Below are 26,839 nucleotides of genomic sequence, written 5' to 3' on the forward strand. Positions count from 1 at the left end.
GGATGGGGGAGTCTTGCAGGCCGGGTGCTGCATACCCGTCAGATGATGCGCATGCATCAGTGCCGCGTCCATTCGCCTGAGAAATCGCGCCGCAGAGCGCTTGAACAGGCTCGATACAATTCTTGCATTTTACGATAGCGACCCATAAAGCCATGAGCGAAAGCAAGACTTGGATGTGCCTGATCTGCGGCTGGATCTATGACGAAGCGGCAGGTGCTCCTGAGCATGGCGTGCCACCGGGTACACCCTGGGCAGATGTTCCGATGAACTGGACCTGCCCTGAGTGCGGTGCACGCAAAGAAGACTTCGAGATGGTGCAAATCTGACCGGACGGCGCGGGAGAACTCGCCGGCCGGATGTTCCATGTGCTGAGGTGGCCTTGCCACGCAGGCACAGAAGGTGTTGAGGAGTCCGTCCATCGTGAGCGCATCGTCCGCCCTGAAAGTTCTCGTCGTCGACGACAGCAACACCATTCGGCGTAGTGCCGAAATTTTCCTCAAGCAGGGCGGCCATGAAGTCCTGCTTGCCGACGATGGCTTCGACGCCCTCGCGAAGATCAACGACTACCTGCCGAACCTGATCTTCTGCGACATCCTGATGCCCCGCCTCGATGGGTATCAGACCTGCGCAATCATCAAGCGCAACGCCCGCTTCTCCAACATTCCCGTGGTCATGCTGTCTTCCAAGGACGGCGTGTTCGACAAGGCGCGCGGGCGCATGGTCGGCTCGCAGGACTACCTCACCAAACCCTTTACCAAAGACCAGCTGCTGCAGGCCGTGCAGCAGTTCGGTGCCAACATCAACGGAGTGTCCTGATGCCCATCCAGAAGATCCTTGTCGTCGACGATTCCAAGACCGAGCTGATGGTCTTGTCCGATCTGTTGACCAAAAATGGCTACACAGTGCGCACCGCCGAGAATGCGGACGAGGCCTTTCGTCGTCTTGGAGAGGAAAAGCCCGATCTGATTCTGATGGACGTGGTGATGCCCGGCCAGAATGGTTTTCAGTTGACGCGGGCCATCACCCGCGATCCGCAGTATTCGACCATTCCGATCGTGATGTGCACCAGCAAGAACCTCGAAACCGACCGCGTCTGGGGCATGCGCCAGGGCGCGCGCGATTACGTGACCAAACCGGTCAACGGCGACGAGCTGCTGTCCAAGATCCGCGCGCTGGCCTGAGTGGTCCGGCAGTAAGCACAGCATGGCCAAACGACAGTCGCTGAAAGAGCTGCAGGAACGCTTGGCCCAGCGCCTCACCGCGGCAAAGACCGAAGCGGTGACGGCAACCTGGCTGGCCATCGAGGCGGGGTCGCAGCCCTACCTGGTGCCTCTGGTCCAGTCGGGTGAGATCTTTCCGTGGACGGCACCACAGGCAGTGCCATACACAAAGAACTGGTATCTCGGTGTCGCCAACCTCCGGGGTGGTCTGCACGGCGTGATTGATCTGGCCGCCCTGCTTCAGGGTCAGACCCGTCCGGCCGCGGCGCGCCCCGTCGACAGGGTCTCGTCCGAATCACGTCTGGTCAGTCTTCACTCCGCGCTGGGGCTCAACGCCGTTCTCTGGATCGACCGGCTGCTGGGACTTCGCAGCCCGGCGACCTTCAATCAAGTTGGCGAGCGGCCGCAGGGTGCGCCCGCCTATGTCACGCGATCACTGGTGGACAACCGTGGGCAGTCCTGGCAAGAGCTGGACTTGCAGGCCCTGGTTGCCGAACCCGAATTTCTGGCCATTTCGGCCTGACGACGCCGCAATGCGGCAACCGACGTTCACGTCACCTGTTCTCTGAGTTGGAAGGTAACAACATGGCCACGCTAGATCGATTCCAGGGGCTGTTCTCGAAGAAAAGCAAGAACAGCGAAGAGCCGGACCTGTCCAAGGCGACCGATCAGGAGATTGCCGAACTCGCCGCCGCTCGCCTTGCGCCCGACGATGGCGGTGGCGACCTGGGTGACAACCTGTTGATTACCGACGACGAATCGGATGGCGACGAAGAAGGCGGCAAGGAGGCGATGGTTTCGCTGCCACTGCTGGGCCGCCGACCGGCCGAGCAGCATCAGCGCTCGCTGGCTGTGCTGCTGGCCTTCGCGCTGTTGGTGCTTGGTGCCATCACGTTCTTCATCCTGAGTCAGGCCGAAAAGAACAGTCAGCAGGTGGCTGCCAGCGGTCAGGCGCTCATGCAGTCGCAACGTCTGGCCAAGAGCGTGTCGCAGGCGCTGGTGGGCGCACCGTCCGCTTTCCCGGAGGTGCGTGAGAGCGCGAACGTGCTGGCTACCAGCGTGCGGGGTCTCAAGCAGGGCGACAACAACATGGGCCTGGCACCGCTGGGCCAGGAATTTGGTGGCGCACTGAACGAAATTCTTCCGCAGGTGGACGCGGCCGAAGCCAGTGCTTCCACGGTGCTGAACCAGCAGGCCACGCTGACGCAGGTGGGCTCCGCACTGCGCACGATCAACCGCCAGTCGTCTGACCTGCTCGAAATCGCCGAGACGATTTCCTCGCTCAAGCTGCAGCAGAACGCGCCGGCCGCCGAGATTTCGGCCTCTGGTCAGCTCGTGATGTTGACGCAGCGTATCGGCAAGTCGGCCAACGAGTTCCTGACGCTTGAGGGCGTGAGCCCTGAGGCTGTGTTCCTGCTGGGCAAGGACTTGATTACCTTCAAGGAAGTGGCCGAGGGCTTGCTCAAAGGCAGCGAAGAACTACGTCTGGCACCGGCGCGTGACGCCCAGGTGCGTGAGCGCCTGGAGGCGCTGCTCAAGGCCTACGAGGCCACCCGCACGGAAGCGGGCGCCATTCTGGGCAACCTGCAAGGTCTGGTGTCTGCGCGTGAAGCGCAGTCCGCGATCGTTGCAGACAGTGAGCCGCTGCGTATCGGTCTGCAAAAACTCCAGCAGGATTTGTCCAATCGGTCGGGTCTGGGTGGTGGCGAGTTGCTCGCACTGGCCCTGTCGGCGGCATTCGCCCTGTTGTGTGCCGGTGGTCTGGCCTATGTGCAGCTGCAGGACAGCCGCCAACGCCAGATGATTGCCGAATCGCAGCGACTGGCCGCTGAGGCCCAGGAGCAGGAGGCCAAGCGCGTCAACGACGCCAACCAGGCCGCCATTCTTCGCCTCATGAACGAACTGCAAACGGTGGCCGAAGGTGACCTGACCCAGGAAGCCACCGTGACCGAGGACATCACGGGCGCCATCGCCGACTCGGTGAACTACACGGTGGAAGAACTTCGCTCGCTGGTGGGCAACGTGCAGGCCACGGTTACCCGGGTGGCGCAGACGACGTCCGCAGTGGAAAACACGTCGACCGAGCTGCTGGCTGCCTCCACCGAGCAGCTGCGCGAGATTCGCGAAACCGGCCAGTCGGTGCTGGACATGGCGCAGCGAATCAACCAGGTGTCCAACCAGGCGCAAGAGTCCGCCAGCGTTGCCCGCGCATCGCTGAATGCTGCCGAGTCCGGCCTGAAGGCCGTGCAGGACGCCATCGGCGGTATGAACGCCATTCGCGACCAGATTCAGGAAACCTCCAAGCGGATCAAGCGCCTGGGTGAGTCGTCGCAGGAGATTGGTGAGATCACCGAACTGATTTCCGACATTACCGAACAGACCAACGTGCTGGCCTTGAACGCCGCCATTCAGGCCGCGTCCGCAGGTGAAGCGGGCCGAGGCTTCTCGGTGGTTGCGGAAGAGGTTCAGCGACTGGCCGAACGCTCCGCCGACGCCACGCGCCAGATTGCTGCACTCGTGAAGGCCATTCAGACCGACACGCAGGATGCGGTGGCCGCCATGGAGCGCTCCACGCAGGGTGTGGTTGAGGGGGCCAAACTCTCTGACAACGCCGGTACCGCACTCTCGGAAATTGACCGCGTGTCGCGCCGACTGGCCGAGCTGATTGAGCAGATCTCGACCGCGGCGTCTCGCGAAGCCGAGTCGGCCAACGAGGTGGCGGGCAACATCCAGCACATCTTTGCGGTGACGGAGCAGACCGGTGAGGGCACCCGTTCCACCGCTCAGCAGGTTCGTGAGCTCTCTGCCATGGCTGAGGAATTGCGCCAATCGGTGGCCCGATTCAAGATCGCCTGATTGCCTCCCCAGGTTCTGTCGACCCCCTACCGATCAACATGGCCGAAGTGACCGAATCCGCTCTGCAAGACCTGCCCGTCGCCGATCTCGGTCCGCTGGCATGGGTGTTCGACGAGCTGCGCAAATCGCTTGATGCTGCGAACAAGGCCATCCGGCGATTCGTCCGCGAGCACGAACAATCGCGTCACAGTGACCTGGAGGCGGTAGACCCTGCGGCCTTGCGCATTGCGCGTCAGCAGTTGCACCAGGCGGTGGGCGCTCTGGAAGTGGTGGGCCTGGGCGCACCGGCCCAGGTGCTGCGCGGCATGGAGTCTGCGGTGCAGCGCTTCGTGCAGAAGCCCGACACCTGTACCGAAGATGCGGCGGCACGTGTGGAGCGGGCCAGCTTTGCGCTGATCGAGTACCTGGAAGCCGTGCTCAATCACAAGTCGGTTCAACCGGTGGCCTTGTTCCATCAGTACCGCGAAGTGATGGAGCTCGCCGGTGCCGAGCGGATCCACCCTTCCGATCTGTGGGACGCCGATCACCGCGGCATTGACCTGCCGGCGCCAGCGGACGCAAAGCCGCTAGAGGCGTCGCCGGCCATCCGGTCGATGTTCGACCGCTTGATTTTGCTGGCGGTTAAAACGCAAAGCACGGCGGCGTTGCAACAGCTTGGGCGCCTTTGCGCGGGCTTGTCTGCTGGGGCCTCTGCCGCACGGCCGCGTACCTTTTGGCGGGTGGCCGCGGCTTTCTTTGAGGGCACTGCCGCTCACGGCCTGGCCTTTGACGTGTATGCCAAGCGAGCCACGTCGCGTTTGTTGATGCAGTTCGGTCAGCTGGCATCGGGCAGTGCGCAGGTGTCAGAGACGCTGCTGCACGACCTGCTGTTCTTCTGTGCCCAGACCCTTCCGCGCGAAGGCCAGCCGTCGACACACCTCGCTGCGGTGCGTGCGGGCTATGGCCTTGGCAAGTACCAGCCCGCCGACTATCACCAGGCCACGCTGGGCCGCTACGACCCCGCACTGCTGGCGTTGGCGCGCAAGCGCATCAACGCAGCCAAGGAAGCCTGGTCGCTGTACTCGGGTGGTGACGGCTCGCGTGCGCGGCAGGTGACTGACCAGTTCGGCCTGATCGGCGAATCGCTGATGCGGCTGCACCCGGCCAGCACGCCGCTGGCCACCGCATTGGTCAAAGCCGCCGAGCGCGCAGTGAGCGAGCCCGGCGGCGTGCGTCCCGAGCTGGCCATGGAAGTGGCCACCACGACGCTGTACCTTGAAGCCGCCTTCGAAGACTTCGACCCGGCCGATCCGGCCCTGTCCGCGCGCACGCAGGACCTGGCCAACCGCCTCAACAGCGTGATCGACGGTCAGCCGGCGCGCCCGCTGGACGACTGGATGGAGCAGCTGTACCGCCGCGTCAGCGATCGCCAGACCATGGGCAGCGTGGTCGACGAGCTCAAGGTGTCGTTGGGTGAGGTGGAGAAGTCGCTCGACCAGTTCTTCCGGTCTCCTCAAGAGAAGGCCGGGCTGCATGTGGCAGCCTCTCAACTCGCGCAAATGCGTGGCGTGCTGTCGGTGCTGGGCCTGGATCACGCCGTGCAGGCGGTGGCGCGCATGCGCACCAGCGTCGAACAGATCATCGATACCGAAGTCGACGAGGACCGCGCGCGCGAGGCTGGAACCTTCCAGGTGCTGGGTGACAACCTCAGCGCGCTGAGCTTCCTGGTCGACATGCTGAGTTATCAGCCAGCGCTTGCCAAGAAGTTGTTCGTCTTCAACGAAGACAAGGGCGAGCTGGTTCCGCTGATGGGCCGATCCAGTGTCGGCAAGGAACCCCCGCAGGCCGCCAAGGCCGACGCCGAAGCGCTGCAGCAAGGGGTACGCAAGGTCGTCGACAGTGTGTTTGGCGGTCTTGATGACCTCAGCGGCTTGAGCGAACAGCTCGACTCGCTGGCCCAACAGGCCACCCTGGCCGAGCAACCTGCGGTGGCCAAGGCTGCACGGGAAGCGGCCGACGCGGTGGTGCGCAGCGACGCAGCCACGGGCGCGCAGGCCCTGGTCGGCCTCACAGAAGCAACCAGCGCAACCGCGCCGGAAGCCCCCGCACCCGCTCCCACCGCCTCAGAAGATGACGGTGGTGAAGACGAACTGCTGGACATCTTTCTGGAGGAAGCACGCGAAGTCGTCGTCAATGGCCGTGCGGCCGTGACCCAGCTGCGTGACGAGTCGGGCAACCTGGATCACCTCACCACGCTTCGGCGAGCCTTCCATACGCTCAAGGGCAGCTCGCGCATGGTGGGGCTCAATGAGTTCGGCGAAGCTGCCTGGGCGCTGGAGCAGGTGCTCAATGCGGTGCTGGCCGAGCAGAAGCCGGCCAACGATGCTTTGCTGGGTTTGTCGGGTGACGCGCTCGATCGCTTCGAGCAGTGGGTGGAGGCGATCGCTGGTCATCAGGCCGATGCATGGCGCTCGCAGCCTTTCCGTGCCAGTGCCGAGGCCTACCGCGAAGAGGGCGCGTGGCTGCCCTTGCGCACGACGCCCAGCGCGTTTGCACCTCTGTCCGACGTGGCCACCGACCCGGTGCCATTGGCCGATGGCGAATCCTTGCTGCGACCGGTTACGACCGAAGTTGTTTCTCAGCCCCTGCCGCTGCTGCCCGAGTCCGATGTCTCTGCTCCGGCACCTGTGGCGCTCGAAGACGCCGCAATCCAGGCGACGGAACCTACGGCGGACTTGGCCGACATTGACCTCAACCTGCTGGCCGCCGTGGCATCGCCTGCCGCACCCGCTGAGGATGTGGCAGTGGACGAAGCCAGTGCCGAGCCGCACCGGATGCCCGAATTCGATGCCATCGAGGACTTTCCTCATGACGCTGTCGAATCGGGATTCGCCGACGTCGAAGCCATCGAGCTGGGAGAGCCTGCAGCACCCGTCGTGTCGGACGCGCCGGTTGCGGATGTTGTTGCTTCTGAAACGGCAGCGGTGGACGTGCCTCCCATGGATGTGCCGACCCTCGACGACGCCATCGTCGAAACCGTGGAGCTGGCTGCCCCTGCCGACGTAACCGTCAGCGAAGAAACGGCCATCAACCCCGACGATCAAGTCCGCGAGATCGGCTCGTTGCGCATTGGCCACCGGCTCTACAACGTCTTCCTCAACGAAGCAGACGAGTGGTCACGCCGCTTGAACACCTGCCTGACCGAGTGGGCGCTCGAGACCCACGAGCCCCTGCCCGAGCAGGCGGAAGCCCTGGCGCACTCGCTCGCGGGCGCCTCCGGCACCGTGGGTTTCGAATCCTTGTCGGACGTTTCCCGTGCGCTGGAACACGCGCTGGAGTCGATCGCCGCGCGCCAACAGGAAGGCTGGCTGGCGCCCGCCGCCCTGGCACGCTGTTTCGTCGAGGCCAGCGAAGACATCCGGCGCTTGCTGCACCAGTTCGCGGCGGGCTTCCTCAAGGACGCCCAGCCTACCGTGCTTTCGGATCTCTTCCGGGCGCTGCACGATCCGCAGTCCTTTGTGGACCCTGAACCCGAGGGACAACCGGTACCGACCGCTGCAGACGATGTGTTCCTGCAGATGAGCGACGCGGTCGAGTTGCTGCCTGGCGATGACGAGGTCGAGCCGGTGCTGGGCGAAGCGACGCCTGCTGCCGAACTGCCGGTCGCGCCGGAAATGCCGATGGCACAGCCCACGCCTGAGGCGCAACCCTCAGCCTGGGCCGAGCTCCCGGCCACGCCTGCGCCGGTGGCCCCGATCATGTCGGCGCCCCATGTCCACCAGGACATCGACGACGACATCGATGCGGTCGACACCATTGATGTGGACCTGTTCCCGATCTTCGAAGAAGAGGCGCTGGAACTGCTGCCCCAACTGGGCGCGGCGCTGCGCCAGTGGACTGCGCGTCCCGACAATGCCAGCGCGCGTGCCGAGGTGCTTCGCAACCTGCACACCCTCAAGGGCAGTGCCCGCCTGGCCGGCGCCTTGCGCCTGGGCGAGATGGCGCACCGCATGGAGACCGCGGCAGAGCGTCTGGGCTCCGACGTGCAGCGCTCCAGCGACCTTGAGGTCCTGCAGAGCGCGTACGACGGCATTGCCGCCCGATTCGAGCAACTGCGCCACCCGGGTGGCGACGCCAGCGCGGTCGTTCAGTCGGCGCCGGAAGCAGTGCCCGCGGTGTTCGAGCCCGTTGTGCCCGAACCCTCGCAGGTCGTCGCTCCTGCCTTGGATGTCGCGCCTGCGCAGCCCGCCCAGGGTGTGACCGCCTTCGTGGCGCCGGTGGCGCCCGCACAACTCGCCTTGCGCTCTGGCGCTGCGGTGCGTGTGCGTCCCGAACTGCTCGACCGCCTGGTCAATCAGACGGGTGAGGTCATCATTTCGCGTTCGCGCATGGAGTCCGAGATCGTGACCCTGCGCACCTCGCTGAAAGAACTCACCGGCAACCTGGACCGTTTGCGTCAGCAATTGCGCGACATCGAGTTGCAGGCCGAGACGCAGATGCAGTCGCGACTCGCGCAAGCGCGTGACCACGACCAGTCGTTCGACCCCTTGGAGTTCGACCGCTTCACCCGCGTGCAGGAACTCACCCGCATGATGGCCGAGTCGGTGAACGACGTGGCCACCGTGCAGCGCAACCTGCAGCGCGCGGTGGAATCCACCGAAGACAACCTGGTGGCCCAGGCCCGTCAGACGCGCGAATTGCAGCGCGATCTGCTGCGCACGCGCATGGTGGAGTTCGAGGGCATCTCCGAGCGCCTGTACCGCGTGGTGCGCCAGGCGTCCAAGGAAACCGGCAAGCAGGTGCGCCTGGACATCTCCGGCGGCAACATCGAAATGGACCGCGGCGTGCTCGATCGCATGACCGGCGCGTTCGAACACTTGCTTCGCAATCACGTGGCCCACGGCATCGAAACGCCTGACGTGCGCTTGCAGCATGGCAAGTCGGCGGAAGGCCGGATCGACATCAATCTGCACCAGGAACTCAACGATGTGTCGCTGGTGTTCGCCGACGACGGTGCGGGCATCGACCTCGAGCGCTTGCGCCAGAAGGCGCGCGACAACGGGTTGATCGCACCCGACGCCGTGCTCAGCGACGATCAGGCCGCGCAGCTCATCTTCGAAGCCGGCATCAGCACCGCCCAGCAAGTGTCTGAACTGGCGGGCCGCGGTATCGGCATGGACGTGGTGCGAAACGACGTCTACGGTCTGGGTGGTCGCATCGAAACCGCGACCCAGGCCGGGCAGGGCACCCAGTTCAAGCTCGTGTTGCCCCTGACCACGGCCGTGACGCAAGTGGTGATGCTGCGCGTCGGCGAACTGGCTTTTGGCGTGCCCTCCAACGTGGTGGAGGTGGTTCGTCGCGTGCCCTCCGATGAATTGCAGGCCGCTTATGCCAACGGCAGCGTGCGCCATGAGGACACCGACGTTCCGTTCTTCTGGGGTGGTGCGCTGCTGCAGTCTTCTGCACAGTCGTCGGAATCCCAGAAGCGCTCCTTCCCGGTGGTGATCTTCCGAAGCGCGGCCCAGCGTGTGGCGTTGCACGTGGACGAAGTGCTGGGCAACCAGGAAGTGGTGGTGAAAAACCTCGGCAGCCAGCTTTCGCGTCTGCCGGGTCTGGCGGGCATGTCGGTGCTGGCCTCCGGCGCGGTGGCACTTATCTACAACCCGGTGGCCTTGTCCACCGTGTATGGCCCGCACGTCGCCGACTGGGTGCGTGCGCAAGCCGAGCAGGCTCAGGCGGTGGCCGCCCTGCCGCAGGCCGGCGCGGATCAGGTGCCCGACGTGCCGGTGGCGCAAGTCCCCCAGGTGCCCCTGGTGCTCGTGGTGGACGATTCGATCACCGTGCGTCGCGTGACCCAGCGTCTGCTGCAGCGCGAAGGCTATCGCGTGGCTTTGGCGGCCGACGGCCTGCAAGCACTGGAGCGCCTGCAGACCGAGCGCCCGGCGGTGGTGTTGTCGGACATCGAAATGCCGCGCATGGACGGCTTCGATCTGGTGCGCAACATCCGCGCCGACGCCCGCATGGCGGATCTGCCGGTGGTCATGATCACCTCGCGCATTGCCGAAAAGCACCGCGAGCACGCCCGCGAACTCGGCGTTGATCATTACCTGGGCAAACCGTACTCGGAAGACGAACTGCTGGCGCTGGTGGCGCGTTACGCCAAGGTCGCCGTGGACGTCTGAGCGACCGGGCTGAACTACTGCCCAGCGACAAGACCCGGCTCAGGCCGGGTCTTGTTTTTTGACCACCGCATACCGCGCCAGTGTTTTGTCCCGCGCGAGGCCATGGTCCACCAGCGGAGTCGGGTAGTCCTTGCCCAGCGTGATGCCGGCGCCGGCGAGCTCGACCGGCTGAGCCAGCCAGGGTGCGTGAATGGCGGCATCGGGCAAAGCGGCCAGTTGGGGCAGGTAGCGGCGAATGAACTTGCCTTGCGGATCGAACTTCTGGCTTTGTGTGACGGGGTTGAAGATGCGGAACCAGGGCTGTGCGTCGCAGCCGCTGGAACTGGCCCATTGCCAGCCACCGTTGTTGGCGGCCAGATCGAAGTCGATCAGGTGCTGGGCAAAGTAGCGCTCTCCCCACTGCCAGTGGATGCCCAGGTCCTTGACCAGAAAGCTGGCCGCCACCATGCGCAGCCGGTTGTGCATGTAGCCGGTGCGATTGATCTGCGCCATGGCTGCGTCCACCAGTGGGTAGCCGGTACGCCCTTCGCACCAGGCGTGGAAGAGTGCGTCGGCGTGTTTGCCATGTTCGAATCGGACGGCGTCGTAGTCCGCTTTGAAGCTGCGCGTCACCACGTGCGGAAAGTTGGCCAGGATCTGGTGGTAGAAGTCGCGCCAGATCAGCTCGGACAACCAGGTCGTGGCACCAGCATTGCCTTGCATGCTGAGTGTGTGCGCCACGCTGGCCAGGGCGCGGATCGAGATGGTGCCAAAGCGCAGGTGCACGCTGAGGTAGCTTGGCCCCTTGATCGCCGGAAAGTCGCGTGCGTGGTCATAGCGATCGATGCGCTCCAGAAAGTCATCGAACAGTTTCTGGGCGCCCCGTTCCCCCGTGGGCACGCCCAGTTCGCTCAGATTCGTGCGCTCGAATCCGATGTCGGCCAGCGCCGGCACCGGGCGATCCAGCGCCTCGGGCAGCGGCGCCAGGGCGCCCGCATGGCGCTCAATCGGGTAGGCCTGCAGGTAGAAGGGCGTGACGGCTTTGAGCCAGGCGTTCTTGTACGGCGTGAACACGCCGAAGGCATGACCGGCCTGCGTCAGCACCTCGCGCCGTTCGAACACCACGTGGTCCTTGAAGCTGCGCATCAATACGCCGGCGTGGGCCAGATCGCCGAACACCGCGGCGTCGCGCGTCAGCGCGTCGGGCTCGTCGTCGTGGTTGGCGAACACCGCCTGCGCGCCCAGGCGCTGTGCCAGCGCCGGAATCGCCTCGCGCGCCTTCTCGTGCAGCACGATCAACCCCGTGCGCTGGTGCCCGTTGCGCGCACCCAATTCGCGCAACGCGGCGTCCAGCGCCACCAGGGACTCGCGGATGAATTCCACCCGTCGGTCGGCCCGCGGCAGCGGGTCGAGGATGTCCCGATCGAACACGAAGACGCACCACACCCGGCGGCAACTGCGCAGGGCGTGGTGCAGGGCCGCGTTGTCGCTGACGCGAAGGTCGCGGCGGAACCACATCAGACCGGTGTCGAAATGGCTCATGGCAAAGCTGGGGAAGTGGCCGGCGGCGACCGAAGAGGCTGGGCGCCCGCCTAAAATCGCGCCCATGGCCGCCGATTCTGCTCCGACCAACCTGACCCATCACTTCCTCATCGCGATGCCCGGGTTGACCGACGAGCTTTTCGGTCGCAGCGTGGTGTTCATGTGCGAACACAGCGAGCGCGGCGCGCTGGGCCTGGTGATCAACAAACCCAGCGACATCCTCCTGCCACGCCTTTTCGAGAAGGTGGAGCTGCAACTGCACCGCGAGGACCTGCTGGAACAACCCGTGTTTCAGGGTGGGCCGGTACAGACCGAGCGCGGGTTCGTGCTGCACGACGCGATCAGTGGCCCCGAGGAGTCGGTTTACGCCTCCACGCTCACCATCCCCGGTGGTCTTGAGATGACCACCTCCAAGGACGTGCTGGAAGCCATGGCCTCGGGCGCCGGCCCGCGTCGGGTGTTCGTCTCGCTGGGCTACGCCTCCTGGGGGCAGGGCCAGCTGGAGTCCGAAATCGCCGAGAACAGCTGGCTCACCGTGCCTGCCGACGCCGATCTGATTTTTGAGGTACCGGTGGCCGAGCGCTACGACCGCGCGCTGGCACTGCTGGGCCTGCAACAACCCTGGATGCTGTCGCCCGATGCCGGACACGCTTGAGGTCCCCGCCGCGCTGCAGACCTTCCTCGCTTTTGACGTGGGTACCCAGCGCACCGGGGTCGCCAGCGGCAACCGGGTGACGCGCAGCGCCACCCCACAATCCACCATCGTGGCCACCGGCGATGCGCGCCTGGACCAGGCCGCCTTGCGCATCCGCGAATGGCAGCCCGACGCCCTGGTCGTCGGCGTGCCCTACCACCCCGACGGTGCGCCGCACGCCAATACCGCCATGGCGCTGAAATTCGCGCGCCGCCTGCGGGGCCGACACCAGCTGCCTGTGTACGAGGTGGACGAGCGCTACAGCACCACCGAAGCAATCTCGCGTGGCGCGCGCGACGCCGACGCCGAAGCCGCCTGCATCATCCTGGAACAGTTTCTGAGGAGCCTGCCGTGACCCTGACCGCCGCCCCGCCCGACGCCGAGGTGCTCTACGCCGAACTGCTGCGCCAGGTGCGCGAGCGCGCGCTCGCCGACCCCGGCCTGCAACTGGTTGGCATCGCCAGTGGCGGCGCCTGGATCGCCGAACGCCTGCACGCCGACCTGGGCCGTGCGGGCAAGGTCTCGGTGGTGTCCTCGGTGATGCACCGCGACGACTTCGCCCAGCGCGGCCTGGCCAGCAGCATGCAGACGCTGGTGAACTTCGACGTCAACGGCGCCAGCGTGCTGCTGGTTGACGACGTGCTCTACACCGGGCGCACCCTGCGCGCGGTGCTCAACGAACTGTTCGATCACGGGCGTCCGGCGCGTGTGGCGCTGGCCGTGCTGGCCGACCGCGGTGGGCGCGAGCTGCCGGTGGCGGCCGACCTGTGCGCCGCCGAGGTCGATGTGCCACCGGGCCAGTCGCTCGAACTCGCGCGCGACGACGCCGGCCGCCTGCGCTTCGTGCTGGAGTCCCTCACACCATGACCACCTCACGCAACCCCCAGCTCAACAAGAACGGCGAGCTCATTCACCTGCTCTCGACCGAAGGCCTGCCGCGCGACATCATCACGCACATTCTCGACACCGCCGCCGGCTTCACCAGCGTGAACAACCGCGAGGTGAAGAAGGTCCCGCTGCTGCGGGGCAAGAGCGTGTTCAACCTGTTCTTCGAGAACAGCACGCGCACCCGCACCACCTTCGACATTGCCGCCACGCGCCTGTCGGCCGACGTTTACACGCTCGACATCGCGCGCAGCTCGACCGCCAAGGGCGAATCGCTGCTCGACACCATCGCCAACCTCAGCGCCATGGCGGCCGACATCTTCGTCGTTCGTCACAGCGAATCGGGCGCGCCCTACCTGATTGCGCAACACGTGGCTCCGCACGTGCACGTGGTCAACGCCGGCGACGGTCGCCATGCGCATCCCACACAGGGCCTGCTCGACGTGTACACGATCCGGCACTACAAGCAGGACTTCACCCAGCTGTCGGTGGCCATCGTCGGCGACGTGCTGCACTCGCGGGTGGCGCGCTCGGACATTCACGCGCTGACCACGCTGGGCTGTCCCGACGTGCGCGTGGTCGGACCCCGCACGCTGGTGCCCAGCGACCTGTCGCACCTGGGCGTGCGGGTCTGCCACACGCTCGAAGAAGGCATCAAGGGCTGCGACGTGGTCATCGCGCTGCGGCTGCAGAACGAGCGCATGAGCGGCGCGCTGCTGCCCTCGAGCCAAGAGTACTTCAAGAGCTTCGGCCTCACGCCCGAGCGGCTGAAGTGGGCCAAGCCCGATGCCATCGTGATGCACCCCGGCCCGATCAACCGCGGCGTCGAGATCGACTCCGCCGTGGTGGACGGCGCACAAAGCGTGATCCTGCCGCAGGTGACCTTCGGCATCGCGGTACGCATGGCGGTGATGAGCATCGTCGCCGGCAACGAGGCCTGACCATGAAGATCCTTATCAAGAACGGTCGCGTGATCGACCCCGCCAGCGGGCGCGACGAGATGGCCGACGTGGCCATCGCCGCCGGCCGCATCATCGCGATCGGCCGCGTGGCCGACGACTTCCATCCCACGCGCACGCTCGACGCCAGCGGCTGCGTGGTGGCACCGGGCCTGGTCGATCTGGGCGTGCGGCTCAAGGAGCCCGGGCAGGAACACGCCGGCATGCTGGAGAGCGAGACCGCGGCGGCCGCGGCAGGCGGCGTGACCTCGCTGGTCTGCCCGCCCGACACTGAACCCGTGCTCGACGAGCCCGGGCTGGTGGACATGCTGCGATTCCGTGCCGAGAAGCTGCACCGCACGCGGGTGTTCCCCATTGGCGCACTCACGCGCGGGCTGGGTGGCGAGGTGCTGACCGAAATGGCCGAACTTACCGAGGCCGGTTGTGTCGGTTTCGGTCAGGCCGAGGTGCCGATCCAGAACACCCAGGTGCTGCTGCGCGCGCTGCAGTACGCGGCCACCTTCGGCTACACCGTATGGCTGCGCCCGCAGGACCTGTGGCTGGGCAAGGGCGTGGCCGCCAGCGGCCCACTGGCCACCCGGCTGGGTCTGGCCGGTGTGCCGAGCGCGGCAGAGACCATTGCCCTGCACACCTTGTTCGAGCTCATGCGCAGCATCAAAGGCAACGCCGCACATGTGCACCTGTGCCGCCTCAGCAGCGCCGCCGGCGTGGCGCTGGTGCGCGCGGCCAAGGCCGAAGGCCTGCCCATCACCTGCGATGTGAGCGTGCACAACCTGCACCTCACCGACGTGGACATCGGCTTCTACGACAGCCGCTACCGCCTGCAGCCCCCACTGCGTCAGCAGCGCGACCGCGATGCCTTGCGCGCGGCCCTGGCCGACGGAACCGTCGATGCGCTGGTGTCCGACCACAACCCGGTCGACAGCGATGCCAAGACCTTGCCGTTTGCCGAAGCCGACCCTGGTGCCACCGCGGTCGAGCTGCTGCTGGGCCTGGCCTGCAGCTGGGCGCAGCAGGACGGCCTTGGCCTGGCACAGGCGCTGGGCGTGTTGACCAGCGGACCGCAGCGCGTGCTGGGCGCCAGCCTGGGCACGCTGCAGGCCAGCGTGGGCCAGCTGGCGGTGGGCGGCGCCGCCGACGTGGTGGTGTTTCACCCCGACGCACCCTGGACGGTCACGCCATCGACCTTGCTCAGCCAGGGCAAACACACGCCCTTCGAGGGTCACGAGCTGCCCGTGAGCGTGCGTGCCACGCTGGTGGGCGGACAGGCCGCGCACGTGGCCGACGGTGTGGCGTTCGGCGCGTGAGCCACGCGCGTGCCCTGCTGCGCGTGCTGCGTGCCGTGGCGCACGTGGTGAGCGGTCTGTGGACCATCCGAACCCAGTTCGGCCGCCTCACCCACGCGCAAAGCCAGCTCATCGTGCGCGAGTGGTCGCGCCGCATGCTGGCCATCATGGGCATCGAGCTGGTCGTGCATGGCGAGGTGCCATCGCACGGGCCGCTGCTGCAGGTGGCCAATCACCTGTCGTGGCTGGACATCCTGGTCATGAACGCGGTGCACCCCAGCCGCTTCGTCTCCAAGGCGGACGTGCAGCACTGGCCCTTGCTGGGCTCGCTCATCACGGGTGCGGGCACGCTCTACATCGAACGCGAGAGCCGGCGCGATGCCATGCGCGTGGTGCACCGCGTGGCCGAGCGCTTGCAGGGTGGCGACATCGTCTCGGTGTTCCCGGAAGGCACCACGGGCGACGGCAGCGCGCTGCTGCCGTTTCATGCCAACCTGCTGCAGGCGGCGATCGCGGCCAGTGCCCCGGCGTTGCCGATGGCGCTGCGCTACCTCGATCGCACCACCGGCGCCCAGCACCCCGGCCCGGTCTACATCGGCGACGACACCCTGGTGGCTTCGGTGTGGCGCACGCTGCGCTCGGACACGGTGCGCGCCGTCGTGAGCCTGGGTGAACCCCAGCGGGCCGATGCGCGCGACCGCCGCACCTGGGCGGGCGATTTGCGCACCGCCGTGCAGGCGTTGCTCGATACCTCAGTCTGAGCCGCGAGCGGGGTCGTCGCCCTGCGCGCGCAGGCGGCGGTACAGCAGGCCACGCGACACACCCAGCTGACGCGCCGCGCGCGCAATGTTGCCGCCACTGGCCTGCAGAGCCGCCTGGATGGCGCGGTCGCGGTGGTGGTCCAGCGTGGCTGCGGTGGCCGGCTCGGGGGTGCTGTCCGGCAGGTGTGACGCGCTGTGCACAACGGTTGCCGCGGGCGTCGGCGCCGCTACGTCACTCGCCGTTGCCACAGCCACCTGCTCGGCAAGCGCCACGGCGTGGTTGAAATCCACGCCGTCGGCAACGCCGATGTGCGCACGCACCCACACCGTCAGGCCATTGGGCAGGCGCCAGGCGCGCGGCGCGGGTTCGCGGTGCAGGGCCAGCAGCGCGTCCAGCGGCTGACCAAACACCTCGGCGACGTCCGTCGTCTGGTCGAGCGCGGCACCCGTGAGGCGTTGGGCCACCGGGTTGAGCCAGGTGAGGCGACCGGCCACATCCACGCCGGCCAGGGCCTCCAGCGGCGTGCCCAGCACCTTGGGGCTGGCCTGGAACTGCAGCACCAGGTGGGCGGGGGATTGCAGGCGCAGCAAATGGTTTTCGATGGTGCTGGCGTACAGCGCCACCAGCGCGCCAGCGTCGAAGCCGAAGCCGTTGCCCTCGATGGACACATCAAGCACGCCGGCCAGGCGCCCGTGCACGTCGCGGATCGGCGCCGCGGCGCAGTGCATGCGCTGCAGCATGTCGTGGTAGTGCTCGCCGCCGCTGACCGCGCACAGCACCGCGGTCTTGGCCACGATGCCCGGCGCCGTGGTGCCGATGTCGCTTTCGGCCAGACTCACGCCGACGCGGCAGGCCACGTTGAGCAGCGGTTGTGTGGCCGAACCCGTGGGTGCACTGGCGTGGATCACCACACCCTGCGGGTCGGTCAGCAGCACGCGGCAGTTGGTGCCGCTCAGTGCCGTGGCCAGCTGCTGCAACTCCTCGTTGCCGGCCGCCAGCAATTGCTGGTTGCGCGTCAGGCAGGCGTGCATGCGGCTGCGAGTCACCGGGTCGAAGGCGATCGGCTCGGCGCTGTTGCGCCGCGCGCCGGTGCAGCGCATCCACGACTGAATCACCGCCTCGTTGACCAGGCCGCTGGGGCGCTCGCCTTCTTCGAAGAAGCGCTGCCGCGCCAGCGCGGTGCGCTGTTCGACGGTCTGAAAGAAAAGGGGTTGGGCTGAGGCGGGCATGGTGCGACCCAGTATCGGGCGCGCCGGGTTGCGCCGCTTGGGGGAAATCCCTTCGCTGCACTGCGCCATGTTCCACCGTGGAACACAAGCGCTGCGGGTAACCCCGGGGGTGCTGGCACGGGCGCGGCTGAAGAACATGGGCACCGTGGCACCCACGTCCGGGTGGGTGCGCATCTGCCGACAACATCCCCACAAGCCGGCCCGGACCGGCACTCAGGAGACACCATGAGCGTTTCATTGCGCACCGCTGGCGCCCGCATGGGCCTGGCCCTCGCGCTGCTGCTGTCCGCCGTGCTGGCGGCGCAGGCGCAGGCGCCGGCCAAGGGCTCTCGCGCCCACCTCGCGGCCGCCACCCGGCAGGTCGACGAGGCCTTCATCCGCGCCAACGCGCGCAGCACCCGCGACTGGCCTAGCTATGGTCTTGACTACGCCGAGACGCGCCATTCCCGGCTCGACCAGATCAACGCCACCAACGTCAAGGACCTGGGGCTGGTCTGGTCCTACAACCTCGAGTCCACCCGCGGTGTCGAGGCCACGCCGCTCGTGGTCGACGGCGTGATGTACGTCTCTGCCTCGTGGAGCATCGTGCACGCCATCGATGTGCGCACCGGCAAGCGGCTGTGGACTTACGACCCCAAGGTGCCGCGCGCCGACGGCTACAAGGGCTGCTGCGACGTGGTCAACCGCGGGGTTGCCTTGTACGAAGGCAAGGTCTACGTGGCCTCCTATGACGGCCGGCTCATCGCGCTGGACGCGGCCACCGGCAAGAAGGTCTGGGAGAAGGACACCATCATCAACCGCAAGCACAGCTACACCATCACCGGCGCACCGCGCGTGTTCAAGGGCAACGTGGTGATCGGCAACGGCGGGGCCGAGTACGGCGTGCGCGGTTACGTGACCGCTTACGACGCAAAGACCGGTGCGCAGAAATGGCGCTGGTTCACGGTGCCGGGCGATCCGTCCAAGCCCTTCGAGGACGCCTCGATGGAGCGCGCCGCCAAGACCTGGGACCCGGCCGGCAAATGGTGGGAAGCCGGTGGCGGTGGCACCGCCTGGGACACCATGGCCTACGACCCCGAGCTCAACCTGATGTATGTGGGCACCGGCAACGGCTCGCCCTGGGCGCGCAGCAAGCGCAGTCCGGCCGGTGGTGACAACCTCTATCTGGCTTCGATCGTCGCGCTCAACCCCGACACCGGGCAGTACGTCTGGCACTACCAGGAGACCCCGGGCGACAACTGGGACTTCACCTCGACGCAGCCGATGATCCTGGCCGACCTCAGCATCGACGGCAAACCGCGCAAGGTCATCCTGCACGCGCCCAAGAACGGCTTCTTCTTCGTCATCGACCGCACCAATGGCCAGTTCATTTCCGCGAAGAACTTCGTCGACGTGAACTGGGCCAAGGGCTACGACGCCAACGGCCGGCCGATCGAGACCGAGATTGCCCGCGTGGCCGATCGCCCGCGCGAGATCATCCCCAGCCCCTACGGTGCGCGCAACTGGCACTCGATGTCGTTCAACCCCTCGACCGGCCTGGCCTACATGCCGGTGCAGAGCGTGCCCGTCTCGCTGCTCGACAACAAGGACTGGAAGTTCAACGCCGTGCGACCGGGTGAGCCGCACAGCAACATGGGCTGGAACCTCGCCACCTTCGCCAATGTGGAGCCGCCCACCAGCAAGCCCTTTGGCCGCCTGGTGGCCTGGGACCCGATCAAGCAGCAGGCCGCGTGGACGGTGGAGCAGGTCTCGCCCTGGAACGGCGGCACCCTGACCACCGCCGGCAACCTGGTGTTCCAGGGCACGGCCGATGGCCGCTTCATCGCCTACAACGCGTCCACGGGCGACAAGCTCTGGGAGGCGCCCACCGGCACCGGCGTGATCGCCGCGCCCAGCACCTACGAGGTGGATGGCAAGCAGTACGTGTCGATCGCGGTCGGCTGGGGCGGTGTGTACGGCATTGCCGCGCGCGCCACCGAGCGCAAAGGGCCGGGCACGGTCTACACCTTCGCACTGGGTGGCAAGGCGCAGCCGCCGGCCTTCGTGGCGTACCAGCTGGGCAAGCTGGTCGAGGGCGTGAAGTACGACCCCAAGCACGTGCCCGAAGGGACGTCGCTGTACGTGAGCAACTGCGTGTTCTGCCACGGCGTGCCGGGCGTGGACCGCGGCGGCAACATCCCCAACCTCGGCTACATGGACGCGCAGGTCATTGCCAACCTGGACAAGTTCGTCTTCAAAGGGCCGGCCACCGCGCGCGGCATGCCCGACTTCACCGGCAAGCTCAACAAGGACGAGGTGGAGAAGATCAAGGCCTTCATCCAGGGCACGGCGGACGCCATCCGGCCGAAATAGGTCACCCCCCGCCGCGCTGCGCGCGACCCCCCTGGGAGGGGGGCGGTGCCAGAGGACCGGCGGAGCCGGATCCTCGGCACCCCACGATGACTGGCCCGGCGCCCGAGCGGGGCCGTTACTTCTTCGCGCGGCTGAGCATCAGCTCGGTGTTGGTCTTGCGATCGGCGTTGACCTTTTGCACGGCGGGGCGCTCACCCATGCGCTTGAGGTAGTCGCGCACCGGCAGATCGGCCAGGTAGTCGCGGCCGTAGATGATCTTGGTGGCGCTGCTCACCAGGGGCAGGTGCACCGCGCCGGCGCAGTCGGCCAGCGTGAAGCTGTCGCCCGCAAGGTAGGGCGCGAAGGTGGTCAGCTTGGCAAAGCCGGCGATGTGTTTCTCCAGCTGTGGGCCGATCTTTTCCTTGGCGCTGTCGCTGACTTTGCCGCCGAAGAAGGCCTCGGGGTACAGGTTGCGGGCCACCAGTTCCAGGTGCAGCTCCAGGTAGCGCACCAGTTCGCGCACCTTGGCGGCGGCAAACGGATCTTCTGGCAGCAAGGCGGGGTGGGGGTAGGCGTCCTCAAGGTACTCGAGGATCACGGTCGATTCCGACAGTGCCCCCTGGTCGGTCTTGAGGTAGGGCACCTTGCCCAGCGGGCTGCAGGTCTTGTCGGTCTCGCCGACCCAGGCCAGCTCCTCTTCGAAGGGCACGCCCTTCTCGAGCAGCGCGAGCTTGACTTTGTTGTAGTAGTTGCTGGCTGAAAAGCCACAGAGCTTGAGCATGGGTTTGTCTCCGTTGGGTGGGTAGTCGCGAGCGCCATGCTACGCGGGCCCCGGGTCCGGCCGCGTCCCGCAGCGGACGATGGTGGCACGCCTACAATCCCGTCCCATGTTTGCGCAACGCTGGCTCCGTCGAAGCACCGCGTGGATCGCCTTGCTGGCGGTCTGCTTTGGTGCGCTGGCGCCGACCCTGTCGCAGGCGGCGCTCAAGGCCCATGGGGCGGACGCTGCCGGCTGGGTGCAGGTCTGCGGCGCCAGCGGCCTCACCTGGGTGCGCACCGACGCCGGTGCGAGCGGTGAGGAGCACCCCGCCGATGGCGCGCTGATCTGCCCCTGGGGCGTCATCAGCGCCGGCGCCGCTGGCATGCCGCCCGTGCATGCGCTGGTGCTGCCCGAGACCGGCCCGCAGGCCGTGCCGCTGGCCCAGGCCCAGCGGGGTCAGGCGGTGGTTCGCGCCGAACATGCGAGCGCGCGGGCGCCACCGGTCGGCATCTGAATCGTTCCTGGATGGGCGTTGCCTGCGAGGGTGGCGCCTGGTCGTTCCTTTTGATTCGGATTCCGCCATGAAACACCTTTTCCTTGCCTGCTCGCTTGCCATTGCCGCCACTGCCTGGGCCCAACCCAAAGTCCAGGTTCAAGTGCAAGAACCCTGGGCGCGCGCCACCGTTGCCACCCAGTCGGCCACCGGCGCCTTCATGAAACTCACCGCACCCGAGGCCGTGCGCCTGGTCGAGGTTCGCTCGCCGGCCGCCGGCATCGTTGAAGTCCACGAGATGAAGATGGAAGGCGACGTCATGCGCATGCGCGCCATGCCCGCACTGCCGCTGGCCGCCGGCCAGACCGTCGAACTCAAGCCGGGTGGCTACCACGTCATGCTCATGGACCTGAAAGCCCCCGTGAAGGCCGGCGACGCCGTTCCGCTGACGCTGGTTTTCGAAGGCGCCAACGGGCAACGCTTCACGCAAGAGGTGAAGGCCATGGCGCGCGCCATGGGGGCGCCGGCCGGTGGCATGTCCATGCCGCCCGCGGGGCACAGCGGCCACGGTGACCACAAGCCCTGAGCGGCAAGCCACTCAGAGGCATTTCCCATGTCCCACACGCCCGACACCGCGGGCGCGGGCGCGCCTGCGCGCGCCCGCGTCCAACCGCGTTTCAACTGGTACGCCCTGGCCTGGCGCTTGCACGCTTATGCCGGCCTGCTGGTGCTGCCCTTTCTGCTGACACTGGCCATCACTGGCGCGGTGATGGTCTTCTTCACCGGGTTCCAGACCCGGCTGGGTGTCAATCCCACGGTCGAACCTTTGCCAACCGTGCAGGCCGTCAGCGCCCAGGCGCAGGCCGCGCTGGCGGTGGTGCCCGAGGGGCGGCTGCAAACCTACGTGGCGCCGCGCGCGGCCGACCGGGCCGCCTGGTTCGTGATCGCGCGCGGCGACGACACCCTGGCGGTGGCGGTCGACCCCTACCGCGCCACGGTGCTGCGCACGGTCGACAAGGGTCGCACCGCTTTCGCCTGGGCCGAGCGCATCCACGGCACGCTGCTGATCGGCGACATGGGCGACCGGCTCATCGAGATCGCGGCCTGGGGCGCGTTGCTGATGCTGCTCACCGGGGCGGTGCTCTGGTGGCCACGCGGCCCGCAGCGCTGGGCCTCGCGGTTTCGCACCGAGCCGCGGGCGCGTGGGCGCGGCTGGTGGCGCTCGCTGCACGGGGCCCTGGGCGCCTGGACCGGGGCCATGCTGCTGGTGTTCCTGCTCAGCGGCCTGACCTGGACCGACGTCACCGGCGCCCGGTGGCTGCAGGCCTGGGGCAGCTTCCCGGCCGAGAAGTGGGACGCTGTGCCGACCTCGACCCACACGCACGCTGCGCTCAACACCGCCGGCTTGCAGGAAGTGCCCTGGGGGCTGGCGCAAACGCCGTTGCCGGTGTCGGGCGCTGACGCCGGCGAGACGGGTGTGCCCACCGGCACCGCCGTGGATCTGGACAGCGTGGCCGCGCTCGCGCGGCACCTGGGCTTTGTCGGCCAGCACCAGATCGCCGTGCCGCAAAGCGAGGACGGCGTTTTCACCGTGTCGGCCGACACCATGAGTGGCGACCTCGAACGCCCCACCGGTGACCGCACCGTGCACATCGATCGCTACAGCGGCCGGGTGCTGGTGGACCTGGGCTTTGCCGACTACAACGGCCTGGCCAGGACCATGGCGGTGGCCATTGCGCTGCACCAGGGCGACCTGGGCTGGTGGAACGCGCTGCTCAACCTGGCGGCCTGCCTGGCGGTGGTGGTGCTGTGTGTGGCCGGGGGGATGATGTGGTGGCTGCGCCGGCCCGGGCGCAGCGTCACTTGAGCATCGAAGCCACCGGCACCCCGGGTGCCGGTGGTGAGGACGCATTGCCGCCGCGCTGGAAGGTGACCACGTGGTCCACCTCGGCGCGGATGCCGATCCACTCGCCGACCGCGTGGTTGTGGTGCGAGGGCACGTGGGTCATCAGCGTCTCGCCGCTGGCCAGGCGCAGCGTGTAGAGAAACTCCGAGCCGCGAAACGCCTTGCGCACGATCTGCGCCTTCACCGGCGCGTGGTCATCGTGCACGATGTCGTCGGCGCGCAGCAGCACGTCGCACAGGCCGGCGTCGTAGGCGGTGGGCAGGGGGCATTCCTCCACGTCGTGCAGTGGGCCCAGCGGCGTCTGAACCGCCACTTGTTCGCCGTGCTGAAGGATCTGCGCCGGGGTGAACACACCGTGGCCAATGAACTCGGCCACGAAGCGCGTGGCCGGGCGGTGGTAGAGCGCATAGGCCTCGTCCCACTGGTGTAACTGGCCCTCGTGCATGACGCCGATACGGTCGCCAATGGCAAAGGCTTCGAGTTGATCGTGCGTGACAAACAGCGCCGTGGCGTTGGCCGCCTTGAGGATGGCGCGCACCTCGTGGGCCAGGCGTTCGCGCAGGTCGACGTCGAGGTTGGAGAAGGGCTCGTCGAGCAGCAGCAGGCGCGGGTTGGGCGCCAGGGCGCGGGCCAGTGCCACGCGTTGCTGCTGGCCGCCCGAGAGCTCGTGCGGATGGCGTGTCTGCATGCCGTCCAGCCCCACCAGGCGCAGCACCTCGGTCACGCGGGCAGCGCGCTCGGCGCGCGGCAGGTGGTGGATACCGAAGGCCACGTTGGCGGCCACGTCCAGGTGCGGGAACAGGGCGTAGTCCTGAAACACCATGCCGATGCGGCGCTGCTCGGCCGGCACGTGGCGCCCGGGCGCGCTCACGGTCTCGCCACCGAGCACGATCTGGCCCCCCTGGGCGCGCTCCAGGCCGGCCACGGCGCGCAGCAAGGTGGTCTTGCCACAACCCGAAGGGCCAATCAGCACTCCGATCTCGCCGGCCGCCAGCCCGAACGACACGCCAGCCACCGCGGACTGGGCCGCGCCGGCGTATCGCACCTCGAGCTGGGACACCTGCAGGAACATGCGTGGCATTGTAGATAACTACAATTCTCATTTGTGTTGATGCGGGTCAAGCCCATGGGGGTGCTTCGCGGCGCATCGGCCCGTCTGGATTGCCCATGCTGCGCTGGCCCGCCCTGGCCCTGTTGATGCTGCTGGCCGGCGTGCTCGTGCTGCCGGTGTTTGCGCTGGGCGGCTCCTGGTTCGGCTTCGACGCCGCGGCGCGCGACGTGCTGTCGCAAATGGCGCAGACGGTGCTGCCCGACTACACCCTAACGTCCCTGGTGCTGTGCCTGAGCGTGGCGCTGGGCGTGGCCGTGGTGGGCATGCTGACGGCCAGCGTGGTCACCTTGTTCGACTTTCCCGGCCGGCGCAGCTTCGAGTGGGCCTTGCTGCTGCCGCTGGCCATGCCGGCATATGTCGTCGCCTACGCGTACACCGACTTTCTGCAATTCGGCGGGCCGCTGCAGACCTGGATCCGCGACACCTTCGCCCTGCGCGGGCGCGTGTTCCCCGAGGTCCGCAGCACGCCGGGCGCGGTCTGGGTGTTCACCTTCACGCTGTATCCCTACGTTTACCTGCTGGCCCGCACCGCGCTGGCCGAGCGTGCCGCGCAGCTGATGGAAGCGGCCCGGCTGCTGGGCGCCTCGCTGCCGCGGCGCATCCGCGAGGTGGCGTTGCCCCTGGCCCGGCCTGCGGTCGCGGCCGGCGTGGCGCTGGCCCTCATGGAGACCCTGGCCGACTTCGGCGTGGCCAGCTACTTCGGCATCCAGACCTTCACCGCCGGCATCTACAAGGCCTGGCTCGCCATGGACAACCGCATCGCCGCGGCGCAGCTGGCCACGGTGCTGCTGCTCACCGTGGCCGCCTTGCTGTGGGTGGAGCAACGCGCCCAGCGACGCATGCGCTTCGCCGCCTTGCGCGGCTCGCGCGCGGGCAGTGCGGAGGCGCAACCGGTGCGCCTGCGCGGTGGTCGGGCGGCGCTGGCCATTGCGGTGTGCGCGCTGCCCGTGGTGGCCGGCTTCGTGCTGCCCTTGCTGTTCATGCTGCGCCCGCTGATTGGTGGCTGGGATGTGTTGCCCTGGGGCATGTTCGTGCAGTGGTCGCGCAACTCGGTGTGGCTGGCCGGCCTGTCGGCCCTGCTGGCCACGGCGGTGGCGTTGACCCTGGGCTTTGCGCTGCGCACCTGGCCCAGCGCCATCACGCGCGGTGCAGTGCAACTGACCAGCCTGGGCTACGCGGTGCCGGGCGCGGTCATCGTGGTCGGCCTGCTGCTGCCGGTGGGCTGGCTGCAGGCCTGGCGCCCCGACAGTGGTCTGGCGTACTGGATCACCGCCACCGCGCTGGGCATCGTGTGGGCCTACCTGGTGCGCTTCACTGCGGTGGCCCTGCAGTCGGTGCAGGCCGGCTATGCGCGCATCCCGGTCAGCCTGGACGACTCGGCGCGCATGCTGGGCACCACCGGCGCCGCGCTGGCCGCCCGCGTGCACTGGCCGCTGCTGCGGCGCGCCACGCTGGCCGCGGCGCTGCTGGTGTTCGTCGACGTGATGAAGGAGCTGCCGGCCACGCTGGTGCTGCGACCCTTCAACAGCGACACCCTGGCCGTAGTGACCTACCAGCTCGCGCGCGACGAGCGCCTGGGCGAGGCCGCCTTGCCTGCCCTCACGCTGGTGCTGGTGGGGTTGGTGCCGGTGATCATGCTCAGCCGCGCGCTGCGGCAGAAGTGAGCGGCAGCGGGCTGCACGTGGTGCAAGGGCAGTAGGTGTCAGCCACCGGGCTTGTCCTCGAGGCCCCCGGCGGAGCGGTGTGACGGACAGCGAGGGTGTTGCGCACCATGCGCTGTTTTCCCATCTGTCCGGAGTTTTCTGTGTTGCACGATCCCATCGACCTTTTCAACCTTCTGCTCGATCTGGTGCTGATCGCCATCGGCATCTGGCTGGCATGGAATGCCGCCGCCACCCAGCTGAGAGGCAAGCTGGGCAACGCCATGCGCATGATTGCCGCAGGCGCACTCATCCTGGGGGTGGCCCATCTCACCGAGACCGTGCTCGATCAGCGGTTCGGCCTGCCGTCGGAACTCAATGAACTGACCCACCGCTTCTTCATCCTGGTGGGGTTCCTGTCCATCGGCATGGGCATGAGCCGCATCACGGCGGCCATTGTCCGAAGCAGCAAGGCACGGCAGGGGTGAGCCGGTCGCCGACCGGCAACCTGAACCGCGGTTGCCGATTCCAGATCAAGGCGACGGGATGGCTTTGGGGCCTCCGTTGACCCCCCAGGGCGTACCGAAACGATCGGTCACCATGCCAAAGCCCTCGGCCCAGAACGTAGGTGACCAGGGCATGGTGATGTGCCCGCCATCGGCCAGCGCGTCAAAGATGCGTCTGGCCTCCTGTTCGCCTTCGTAAGTGATGGCCAGCATGGCGCCCTTGATGCCGTCGAACGGCATGCCAGGCATGGCGTCGCTGGCCATGATGGTGAAGTCGGGGTGCACCAGGTGGGCGTGCATGACGCGCTTCCCGGCGCCTGGAGGCACCGGCATCTCGCCCGGCACCTGATCGAACGTGAGCAGGGTTTCCACCTTGGCGCCCAGCAGGCGGGCGTAGTGGTGCATGGCCTCGGCGCATTGGCCGTCGTAGGCGAGGTAGGCAGCAAGTTGGGGCATGGAAGGCTCCGTTGAGTGTTGCGGTCGGCAACGCGCCACCGGTAGTGGCGCGCTGTCGGGGAC

23 protein-coding genes are annotated in these 26,839 nt (G+C 67.3%); 18 read left to right on the plus strand and 5 right to left on the minus strand.

What is annotated here, in order from left to right:
- Positions 1-152 precede the first annotated feature (152 nt).
- From KF871_RS12515 to KF871_RS12540, 6 genes are all read left to right on the plus strand, one after another.
- Positions 153-326: a rubredoxin gene (locus tag KF871_RS12515; protein WP_291142816.1), complete on the plus strand. Its 174-nt coding sequence runs from the start codon at positions 153-155 to the stop codon at positions 324-326.
- 91 nt (positions 327-417) lie between these two features.
- A complete protein-coding gene (locus KF871_RS12520; RefSeq protein ID WP_291142870.1) occupies positions 418-816 on the plus strand; it encodes a response regulator in 399 nt (132 codons plus the stop codon).
- The gene (locus tag KF871_RS12525; RefSeq protein ID WP_291142817.1) at positions 816-1,181 is read left to right on the plus strand and encodes a response regulator; all 366 of its coding nucleotides are present in this window, start codon (positions 816-818) and stop codon (positions 1,179-1,181) included. The genes KF871_RS12520 and KF871_RS12525 overlap by 1 nt, the downstream gene beginning before the upstream one ends.
- Before the next feature lie 22 nt (positions 1,182-1,203).
- Positions 1,204-1,743, plus strand: a complete 540-nt coding sequence (locus tag KF871_RS12530; protein WP_291142818.1) for a chemotaxis protein CheW — start codon at positions 1,204-1,206, stop codon at positions 1,741-1,743.
- Positions 1,744-1,805: 62 nt separating this feature from the next.
- On the plus strand, positions 1,806-4,076 hold the full coding sequence (locus KF871_RS12535) for a methyl-accepting chemotaxis protein (protein WP_291142819.1): 2,271 nt from the start codon (positions 1,806-1,808) through the stop codon (positions 4,074-4,076).
- A 38-nt stretch (positions 4,077-4,114) separates the two neighbouring features.
- Positions 4,115-10,237, plus strand: a complete 6,123-nt coding sequence (locus KF871_RS12540; protein WP_291142821.1) for an Hpt domain-containing protein — start codon at positions 4,115-4,117, stop codon at positions 10,235-10,237.
- A gap of 39 nt (positions 10,238-10,276) precedes the next feature.
- On the opposite strand, the gene KF871_RS12545 is transcribed toward KF871_RS12540, so the two are convergent.
- Positions 10,277-11,758, minus strand: coding sequence for a deoxyribodipyrimidine photo-lyase (locus tag KF871_RS12545; RefSeq protein WP_291142823.1), 1,482 nt, complete (start codon positions 11,756-11,758; stop codon positions 10,277-10,279).
- 64 nt (positions 11,759-11,822) lie between these two features.
- Here KF871_RS12545 and KF871_RS12550 point away from each other — a divergent pair, with 64 nt between their 5' ends.
- From KF871_RS12550 to KF871_RS12575, 6 genes are read left to right on the plus strand one after another with little or no spacing between them, the layout of a single operon-like run.
- Complete coding sequence (locus KF871_RS12550; protein WP_291142825.1) at positions 11,823-12,413, plus strand: YqgE/AlgH family protein; 591 nt, start codon at positions 11,823-11,825, stop codon at positions 12,411-12,413.
- The gene (gene ruvX, locus KF871_RS12555; protein WP_291142827.1) at positions 12,397-12,807 is read left to right on the plus strand and encodes a Holliday junction resolvase RuvX; all 411 of its coding nucleotides are present in this window, start codon (positions 12,397-12,399) and stop codon (positions 12,805-12,807) included. The genes KF871_RS12550 and ruvX overlap by 17 nt, the downstream gene beginning before the upstream one ends.
- Before the next feature lie 2 nt (positions 12,808-12,809).
- Positions 12,810-13,319, plus strand: a complete 510-nt coding sequence (pyrR, locus tag KF871_RS12560; protein WP_291142872.1) for a bifunctional pyr operon transcriptional regulator/uracil phosphoribosyltransferase PyrR — start codon at positions 12,810-12,812, stop codon at positions 13,317-13,319.
- Positions 13,316-14,278 carry an aspartate carbamoyltransferase catalytic subunit gene (locus KF871_RS12565; protein WP_291142829.1) on the plus strand — a complete coding sequence of 321 codons (963 nt, stop codon included), beginning with the start codon at positions 13,316-13,318 and terminating at the stop codon, positions 14,276-14,278. Before pyrR ends, KF871_RS12565 begins: the two co-directional genes overlap by 4 nt.
- Positions 14,279-14,280: 2 nt before the next feature.
- Complete coding sequence (locus tag KF871_RS12570) at positions 14,281-15,603, plus strand: dihydroorotase (protein WP_291142831.1); 1,323 nt, start codon at positions 14,281-14,283, stop codon at positions 15,601-15,603.
- Positions 15,600-16,343 carry a 1-acyl-sn-glycerol-3-phosphate acyltransferase gene (locus KF871_RS12575; protein ID WP_291142833.1) on the plus strand — a complete coding sequence of 248 codons (744 nt, stop codon included), beginning with the start codon at positions 15,600-15,602 and terminating at the stop codon, positions 16,341-16,343. Before KF871_RS12570 ends, KF871_RS12575 begins: the two co-directional genes overlap by 4 nt.
- On the opposite strand, the gene KF871_RS12580 is transcribed toward KF871_RS12575, so the two are convergent.
- Positions 16,335-17,573 carry a helix-turn-helix domain-containing protein gene (locus KF871_RS12580; RefSeq protein WP_291142835.1) on the minus strand — a complete coding sequence of 413 codons (1,239 nt, stop codon included), beginning with the start codon at positions 17,571-17,573 and terminating at the stop codon, positions 16,335-16,337. The genes KF871_RS12575 and KF871_RS12580 overlap by 9 nt on opposite strands.
- A gap of 258 nt (positions 17,574-17,831) precedes the next feature.
- Between KF871_RS12580 and KF871_RS12585 the strand changes: the two genes are divergently transcribed.
- Complete coding sequence (locus KF871_RS12585) at positions 17,832-19,925, plus strand: PQQ-dependent dehydrogenase, methanol/ethanol family (RefSeq protein ID WP_291142875.1); 2,094 nt, start codon at positions 17,832-17,834, stop codon at positions 19,923-19,925.
- A gap of 115 nt (positions 19,926-20,040) precedes the next feature.
- On the opposite strand, the gene KF871_RS12590 is transcribed toward KF871_RS12585, so the two are convergent.
- A complete protein-coding gene (locus KF871_RS12590; RefSeq protein WP_291142837.1) occupies positions 20,041-20,685 on the minus strand; it encodes a glutathione S-transferase in 645 nt (214 codons plus the stop codon).
- A 106-nt stretch (positions 20,686-20,791) separates the two neighbouring features.
- Here KF871_RS12590 and KF871_RS12595 point away from each other — a divergent pair, with 106 nt between their 5' ends.
- From KF871_RS12595 to KF871_RS12605, 3 genes are all read left to right on the plus strand, one after another.
- Entirely contained in the window at positions 20,792-21,178 is a 387-nt protein-coding gene (locus KF871_RS12595) for a DUF2946 family protein (RefSeq protein ID WP_291142840.1), read from the plus strand.
- Positions 21,179-21,245: 67 nt separating this feature from the next.
- The gene (locus KF871_RS12600; RefSeq protein WP_291142842.1) at positions 21,246-21,743 is read left to right on the plus strand and encodes a copper chaperone PCu(A)C; all 498 of its coding nucleotides are present in this window, start codon (positions 21,246-21,248) and stop codon (positions 21,741-21,743) included.
- Between the two features lie 27 nt (positions 21,744-21,770).
- Positions 21,771-23,024 carry a PepSY domain-containing protein gene (locus KF871_RS12605; protein WP_291142845.1) on the plus strand — a complete coding sequence of 418 codons (1,254 nt, stop codon included), beginning with the start codon at positions 21,771-21,773 and terminating at the stop codon, positions 23,022-23,024.
- On the opposite strand, the gene KF871_RS12610 is transcribed toward KF871_RS12605, so the two are convergent.
- A complete protein-coding gene (locus KF871_RS12610) occupies positions 23,017-24,135 on the minus strand; it encodes an ABC transporter ATP-binding protein (protein ID WP_291142848.1) in 1,119 nt (372 codons plus the stop codon). The genes KF871_RS12605 and KF871_RS12610 overlap by 8 nt on opposite strands.
- Before the next feature lie 95 nt (positions 24,136-24,230).
- Between KF871_RS12610 and KF871_RS12615 the strand changes: the two genes are divergently transcribed.
- The gene (locus tag KF871_RS12615; RefSeq protein WP_291142851.1) at positions 24,231-25,838 is read left to right on the plus strand and encodes an iron ABC transporter permease; all 1,608 of its coding nucleotides are present in this window, start codon (positions 24,231-24,233) and stop codon (positions 25,836-25,838) included.
- A gap of 98 nt (positions 25,839-25,936) precedes the next feature.
- On the plus strand, positions 25,937-26,302 hold the full coding sequence (locus KF871_RS12620) for a hypothetical protein (RefSeq protein WP_291142854.1): 366 nt from the start codon (positions 25,937-25,939) through the stop codon (positions 26,300-26,302).
- Between the two features lie 45 nt (positions 26,303-26,347).
- Here KF871_RS12620 and KF871_RS12625 read toward each other — a convergent pair whose 3' ends face one another.
- Positions 26,348-26,776, minus strand: a complete 429-nt coding sequence (locus KF871_RS12625) for a VOC family protein (RefSeq protein ID WP_291142857.1) — start codon at positions 26,774-26,776, stop codon at positions 26,348-26,350.
- Between the last annotated feature and the right edge of the window lie 63 nt (positions 26,777-26,839).

Source organism: Hydrogenophaga sp. (assembly GCF_019635465.1).
In the GTDB taxonomy this organism is placed as follows: Bacteria; Pseudomonadota; Gammaproteobacteria; order Burkholderiales; family Burkholderiaceae_C; genus Hydrogenophaga.

Excerpts from the sequence above, each read along its gene's own strand:
- KF871_RS12610 (WP_291142848.1), bottom strand. The coding sequence starts at position 24,135 with ATGTTCCTGCAGGTGTCCCAGCTCGAGGTGCGATACGCCGGCGCGGCC.
- KF871_RS12545 (WP_291142823.1), bottom strand. The coding sequence starts at position 11,758 with ATGAGCCATTTCGACACCGGTCTGATGTGGTTCCGCCGCGACCTTCGC.
- KF871_RS12540 (WP_291142821.1), top strand. The coding sequence starts at position 4,115 with ATGGCCGAAGTGACCGAATCCGCTCTGCAAGACCTGCCCGTCGCCGAT.
- KF871_RS12535 (WP_291142819.1), top strand. The coding sequence starts at position 1,806 with ATGGCCACGCTAGATCGATTCCAGGGGCTGTTCTCGAAGAAAAGCAAG.
- KF871_RS12615 (WP_291142851.1), top strand. The coding sequence starts at position 24,231 with ATGCTGCGCTGGCCCGCCCTGGCCCTGTTGATGCTGCTGGCCGGCGTG.
- KF871_RS12550 (WP_291142825.1), top strand. The coding sequence starts at position 11,823 with ATGGCCGCCGATTCTGCTCCGACCAACCTGACCCATCACTTCCTCATC.
- KF871_RS12580 (WP_291142835.1), bottom strand. The coding sequence starts at position 17,573 with ATGCCCGCCTCAGCCCAACCCCTTTTCTTTCAGACCGTCGAACAGCGC.
- KF871_RS12605 (WP_291142845.1), top strand. The coding sequence starts at position 21,771 with ATGTCCCACACGCCCGACACCGCGGGCGCGGGCGCGCCTGCGCGCGCC.
- KF871_RS12565 (WP_291142829.1), top strand. The coding sequence starts at position 13,316 with ATGACCACCTCACGCAACCCCCAGCTCAACAAGAACGGCGAGCTCATT.
- KF871_RS12530 (WP_291142818.1), top strand. The coding sequence starts at position 1,204 with ATGGCCAAACGACAGTCGCTGAAAGAGCTGCAGGAACGCTTGGCCCAG.
- ruvX (WP_291142827.1), top strand. The coding sequence starts at position 12,397 with ATGCCGGACACGCTTGAGGTCCCCGCCGCGCTGCAGACCTTCCTCGCT.
- KF871_RS12595 (WP_291142840.1), top strand. The coding sequence starts at position 20,792 with ATGTTTGCGCAACGCTGGCTCCGTCGAAGCACCGCGTGGATCGCCTTG.
- KF871_RS12590 (WP_291142837.1), bottom strand. The coding sequence starts at position 20,685 with ATGCTCAAGCTCTGTGGCTTTTCAGCCAGCAACTACTACAACAAAGTC.
- KF871_RS12625 (WP_291142857.1), bottom strand. The coding sequence starts at position 26,776 with ATGCCCCAACTTGCTGCCTACCTCGCCTACGACGGCCAATGCGCCGAG.
- KF871_RS12525 (WP_291142817.1), top strand. The coding sequence starts at position 816 with ATGCCCATCCAGAAGATCCTTGTCGTCGACGATTCCAAGACCGAGCTG.
- KF871_RS12570 (WP_291142831.1), top strand. The coding sequence starts at position 14,281 with ATGAAGATCCTTATCAAGAACGGTCGCGTGATCGACCCCGCCAGCGGG.
- KF871_RS12515 (WP_291142816.1), top strand. The coding sequence starts at position 153 with ATGAGCGAAAGCAAGACTTGGATGTGCCTGATCTGCGGCTGGATCTAT.
- KF871_RS12585 (WP_291142875.1), top strand. The coding sequence starts at position 17,832 with ATGGGCCTGGCCCTCGCGCTGCTGCTGTCCGCCGTGCTGGCGGCGCAG.
- KF871_RS12600 (WP_291142842.1), top strand. The coding sequence starts at position 21,246 with ATGAAACACCTTTTCCTTGCCTGCTCGCTTGCCATTGCCGCCACTGCC.